The following is a 5413-nucleotide window of genomic DNA, read 5'->3' as shown; positions in this document are numbered from 1 at the left end:
GTAGGGGCGAAGCATTCGGATAAAAAATCTACGGTTTCACCGATAGGTTATTGCCCGAATGCTTCGCCCGTACTTTTTGCCGCAAACCCTAATTAGGGTCTGCGGCAAAAAGTTTTTCCTGGGGGCAGGGTGTAGGGTGTAGGGTGTAGGGTGTGGGGTTTTACCAGTTTTGAGGTGGTCAATTACCTAATTTTCAGGGAAAAAGTACCTCAATTTTCCCCCCGCTCACTCCCATGCCAGGCACTTTTTGATTTCCAAAAAGTCTAAAAGTTTTATCCAACAAGGTTTTTAGATTTATTCAGCAAACCCTAAATATTTTACACAATTCATACCAGGTAAGCAAGAGGGCTACACCACTACTACCGAATCATTACCCGCCCTCTTTGAACAACTTCTGCTGCTCACCATAAGTGAGAGAAAATCACAAATAGGAGATGCACCCGGTTATGCCTGCTACGAATAAAGAAAAATGGTATTAGTTTTCCTTACGGGGGGATATAGCTTAAAACGGGTGATTTCTCGGTTATCCAAGCGGTAAACTTTGATTTAGGATGAATTGGGGACGTAAGCGACGGAGTTTGCGTCTCTTTGTTATCAAAAACTATAGTAAAGACCTTAGGGCAGAATCTCAAGACTTTGACAATGTTTAGGTCTAAATAATCTAAAATCTCGCTGATCTAATGTTAATATAAGCGTAATTTTGAGCCTTTCAGCGATCGCCATTACAGTTGCATCAACAAAATCAATACGACTATCTTTGTATTCTTCTAAAATCTCAGATACTCGAATTACATCAGTTTCACTTAAAGGAATTAAATGAAACCGACTTGCAGATAATCCTTTTAAAAAAGCCGCAACAGTGCTAACACCTGCACTACGACCTACTAAATAAGCGACTTCTGCTAAAACTGTTTGGGGTAATAATATTTGCTGATAGTTCTGATAAATAGCTACGACATCACTATGTTTTATATCTGATTGATTTAGCAAAGCAACTACAAACCCTGTATCACTTATTGTTATTTTTCTTTCCATGTCCATCCTGAATTTTCTTTAATCTCCTGTTGTAAAATTTCTTCAGATTGAGTTGCTAAATCTGGAGAACCTCTGAACAAACCAATTAGCGGGTCAGATTCATTTTTATCTTGATCATTTTCAGAAGTTGAAGGAACAATAAAAACCTCAACCATTTCACCAACAGCGAGTTCAGGGGTTTGAATTTCTATTTTATTACCGGGTAAAACTTGAGTGCTGATATATAAAGAAGATTGTGTCATTTTTCAACAACTAAGCAATTTAAGGTATTTGACTCCTAGTATAACCTACCAGCAACGCAGGTAGTAACAGCTTGCTCCCTGCTGATACCCGCGACTTAGATGGCGATAGCAACATCACCGAAACAATACCCTTTGATATCGTCCGCAACCCTCGCATTAACGGTACTACAGTTGATATCGGTGCCTTTGAATTTACAACTCCCGTCAATCAACCTCCTGTTATCACCAATAAAACCTTTACCATTGCTAAAAGTATTGCGGTGGGTGCTACCGTTGGTACAGTCCCCATTAGTGACCCCGAAAATAACCCTTTTACCGTCACTATTACTAATGGTAATACCGATACAGATAACGACGGAACTCGTCCTTTTGCCATCAGTAACTCAGGGGTAATTAGGGCTTGCTGAATAAATCTAAAAACCTTGTTGGGTAAGACTTTTAGACTTTTTGTCAATCAAAAAGTACCAGTTGTGGGAGAGATAGGGGGAAAATTCTGGGACTTTTTCTCTGAAAATTAGGTAATTGACCAGATGAGAATCGGTAAAACCCTACACCCCACACCCCACACCCCACACCCTGTCCCCACGAAAAACTTTTTCAGCAGACCCTAATTACCGTTACTGACCCCGGTGATTTTGGCACAAATAACAGCTTTAATCTAACCGTCACCGCGAATGATGGTAACGCCACAGGAAACGGTGCAATTGTTGTTAACCTAACCAATCCTGTTAACCGTCCCCCAGTGGTTAATGATGCTATTTTCAGCATTTCTAAAACCAGTCCTAACGGTACAGTCGTCGGGACAATTAACGCCACTGATGCCGATAACAACCCCTTAACCTACAATATCACCGCAGGTAATCCTAACCTCGATGGCGACGGTATCTCCGCCTTTACCATCAACAATAGCGGCCAAATTGCCATGGCTGACTCCGATGACAAGGCTGTAGTCATCTCCCTAACCTAACTGATCACAAAATAACTTAATTTGCTGGCTAACTTGACAAAAGTTTATCAAAATATAACCTTAGCAACATAAATCGGCTTATCCCTAGGTAAATCCTTGCAGGAGTGCCATTATACCAGATAGTTTCTCTCTGCATGGTTTATTTAATAAGCTCTGCTGATGAATGAAAAAAAAAAAAAAATAAACTAGGCTTATAACTATTCGCCTCTACAATCTAAGCATTATCCCTAACCAGTGCTAAATTTTCTGACATCCAAGCTTGATTAATAGTTTTGGTGTCTCTAGAGACAGTTTTCTCCACTATTCGCCTACTTATCAACTTTATCTAACTCGAACTAAGTTTCGGGTGGATTCCCTATTGACTCTGTACTATCTTTTTCACACGAGGTATATCATGGCTATCATCTACGTTAAATCCGGTTCTACTGGTAATGGTTCCGCTTGGAATAATGCTTATGGCAGTTTAGTAAGTGCGCTAACCGCTGCACAATCTACTGATGAAATTTGGGTGTCTGCGGGGACGTATAAACCCACTACGGGGACTGACAGAACCGCGAGTTTTACCCTAAAAAATAATGTCGGGATTTATGGGGGATTCGCAGGGACGGAAACTGCCCGTAATCAGCGTAATATTGCCACTAATGTCACCATTTTAAGCGGTGAAATTGGTGTAGCGGGGATTGCCGATAATGTGTATCATGTCGTAAGCGCGACGGGTAATGTTTCTAATCCTCTGACAAACAGTGCTATCCTTGATGGATTTACCGTTGTTGGCGGTAATGCCAATGGTACAACGGGAAATCAAGGTAATGGCGGTGGTGTATATGTTTCAGGGGCAAGTCCGACTCTGAAAAATATCACTTTCCGCGATAATAGTGGGGTTAATGGTGGCGCAGTTTTTAGTAATCTAAGTAACAGCAATTTTATCAAGAAGTTTTCTATCGCAACATTCATTTTATTATTAGGATACTTTAATGTTCAATTACCAGCTAATGCACAACGAACGATGGCTGCTTGTGGTAAAGAACCTAGCTTATCTAAACCAGCTACAGAAACCCGTGAAATTCGTCTTGATGATTATGGTTTAGCTTTCAAAATTCCTGCTAATTACCGCGCACTCAAGAATAATGCTACCACTATTAGTATTTACAATCCATCATTATATAAATATATTCAATGTCTACGGCAAGCTTCTGATTTTCATTGGGATGGTTCGTTTTATGAAAGTGCAGAAATCTATATTGCAAATAATGAATGGACACCTTGCTCAATAAGTGAAATTAGAAATTTGCAAAATCAATTTAGTGTTTATACTTTTCTTTATTCGATGAAAATTGCAGGTGAAAATGCAATACTTTATCGCCAGGTTACTGTAGATGATTATATACAAGTTTGTCTATCCAGTTTTGATAAAAAACATAAAATTGCAATTAATATGCATAATGAAGGAGACTACGGAGGAATACTTAATATCAATAAAATATTTGATCGAAAAATTACTGAAGGTATTTTAGCTAGTTTTATCTTCACAAAATCTCCTACACCATTCCCTGTGGGTCAACCCGGAAGCCTGAAATATTATGAAATTCGGCAAAATGAAGGAAAAAATAAATCTGATCCAAAAGTTGAACTTGGAAATTTAGACTATTATAAATTCCGTGAAGAAGACTTTAGAAGAAGAAATCCGAACCAAAAAGCACCCGATTACTACTTAGGTTTTGGAGATAAGTATCTTAGAATATTTATGACAGAAACCTATCAAAAACTAACTCCTAATGGTCAGCAATTTCTCAAAAATGTAGGTAAAAAATTACAAGAAAAAATTGAGGATAAACTAAAATCAGATCCTCAAGGATTTTCAAAACTAGAACTAGACTCTAAGGCATTTAAGAAATTTGCTTATGGAACCCATCCAGATGCTTACTGTGAAGCTGGTTGGGGTGATTTGCCTAAAAGTGATAGAGATAAAATTATTCGCGCTGTAGATCGAAAAGATTTATATTTTTCAAGTGAAGGACTAAATACAGGTTTAGAAATGGCTGGAAAATGTGCGCCTTTGTATCGAGATATTTTAGATGTAATCACTCCTTAAAAAAAGAGGACAAACAGAGACAGTAAATTCTCCATTAACTAATCCTACTGGACGTAAGCGATGGGTTTTATGTCTCTTTGTTATAATGCAAAAGCAGGCTAGAATTTTAGTCTGTTGATGAAATTCTCTAGATAAGGAACACTAGACCCTGAAATTCTCTAATGCTAAATTACATAACTAAACTTGATCTAACAAATGTTTAGCCTTGTTTAAGCGGTAAAGATGAAGAGTAGAAGAGCGATTTTCAGCTTCTAATTGGGCAATTAATTCATCTAAAATCAAGATTTCTGCATCGGCTCTACGACAAATTTCTTGAATTTTAGCTGCTCTTTGTTTAACTTTTTCTAGGCTAGGGGTAGAAGACGTTTGATTCATGGTAAACTCCAATCTTTTTTAATTTCTTGAACAGTTGCTTCTAAAGCAAAAACAGTTGATTGAGCATCTTCAATGGAACGACTCAATAATTCTAATGTAGCAGATGTAGCAAAAGGTTGAGATCCTGCAATCTGACGCAGTCGGCTTTTGGCTAGTTGCTCAAGCTGGATTGTTTCTTCCACACCCCCTTCTTTTTCAATAATTACTTTTCGATTTTTGGCCAATCCTCCTAAGTATTTTAGCTTTCTTTCTTCCAGGGCTTTGAGAAAATTTGTGTTGTTGCCATAACCAGCATCTATTAACACGATTTTCGGTCGATAGCCTCTGCTTAAGCTCCGGTCAATTAAATCTATCGCTATCTCCGGTTTCTTCTTAAATTCTTTGTCTTCTTTCCCCTCGGCTAAGGAACTAGCCGGTTGATAGATTTCAACGTCTAGGGGTAAACTTTTTTTGCCGTCGTAGAGATGAGTAGTTACGGCGACTATTCCGTTGTATGTCTTGCCAATTTCTCCCAAGTACTGCCTCCCAACTCCGGCGGTCAGATTGCCACTTTTTCGATGTCCTGAGTCATCGACAATCAGGGAAAATCCTCGGGGGATTTGCGTCTGGCGGCATTGGTTCATCCCTTGCAACCGACATTCATTCACCTGACGGTCTGACCAAGGCGATTCGGTCAAAAAGTGATGTAATCGGTTATACAAT

Annotated in this window: 6 protein-coding genes and 1 pseudogene; 3 read left to right on the top strand and 4 right to left on the bottom strand. The window is 38.8% G+C overall.

The features are described 5' to 3' along the window. Positions 1-615: 615 nt before the first annotated feature. On the bottom strand, positions 616-1035 hold the full coding sequence (locus IM477_RS16895) for a type II toxin-antitoxin system VapC family toxin (RefSeq protein ID WP_223210675.1): 420 nt from the start codon (positions 1033-1035) through the stop codon (positions 616-618). Further along, positions 1020-1277, bottom strand: coding sequence for a hypothetical protein (locus tag IM477_RS16890; protein ID WP_079207292.1), 258 nt, complete (start codon positions 1275-1277; stop codon positions 1020-1022). The genes IM477_RS16895 and IM477_RS16890 overlap by 16 nt, the downstream gene beginning before the upstream one ends. 71 nt (positions 1278-1348) lie before the next feature. Between IM477_RS16890 and IM477_RS16885 the strand changes: the two genes are divergently transcribed. The 3 genes from IM477_RS16885 to IM477_RS16875 all read left to right on the top strand — a co-directional run bounded on the left by IM477_RS16885 (position 1349) and on the right by IM477_RS16875 (position 4336). Further along, positions 1349-1684 (top strand): hypothetical protein, encoded by a 336-nt coding sequence (locus IM477_RS16885; RefSeq protein ID WP_287732721.1) that lies wholly within the window; start codon positions 1349-1351, stop codon positions 1682-1684. 335 nt (positions 1685-2019) lie between these two features. Further along, complete coding sequence (locus IM477_RS16880; RefSeq protein WP_287732720.1) at positions 2020-2244, top strand: cadherin repeat domain-containing protein; 225 nt, start codon at positions 2020-2022, stop codon at positions 2242-2244. Positions 2245-2638: 394 nt separating this feature from the next. Then, positions 2639-4336: a hypothetical protein gene (locus IM477_RS16875; protein WP_287732719.1), complete on the top strand. Its 1698-nt coding sequence runs from the start codon at positions 2639-2641 to the stop codon at positions 4334-4336. Positions 4337-4513: 177 nt separating this feature from the next. Here the strand turns inward: IM477_RS16875 and IM477_RS16870 are convergent, their stop codons facing one another. Continuing rightward, positions 4514-4711, bottom strand: coding sequence for a hypothetical protein (locus IM477_RS16870; protein WP_287732718.1), 198 nt, complete (start codon positions 4709-4711; stop codon positions 4514-4516). Positions 4712-4854: 143 nt separating this feature from the next. Then, positions 4855-5413: pseudogene (locus tag IM477_RS16865) on the bottom strand (IS701 family transposase); the annotation flags it as partial.

It is taken from the genome of Microcystis sp. M090S1 (assembly GCF_020246295.1).
Classification (GTDB): Bacteria; Cyanobacteriota; Cyanobacteriia; order Cyanobacteriales; family Microcystaceae; genus Microcystis; species Microcystis aeruginosa.
Note: the sequence above shows the minus strand (reverse complement) of the source record. Positions and strands in the feature narration are given on the sequence as shown.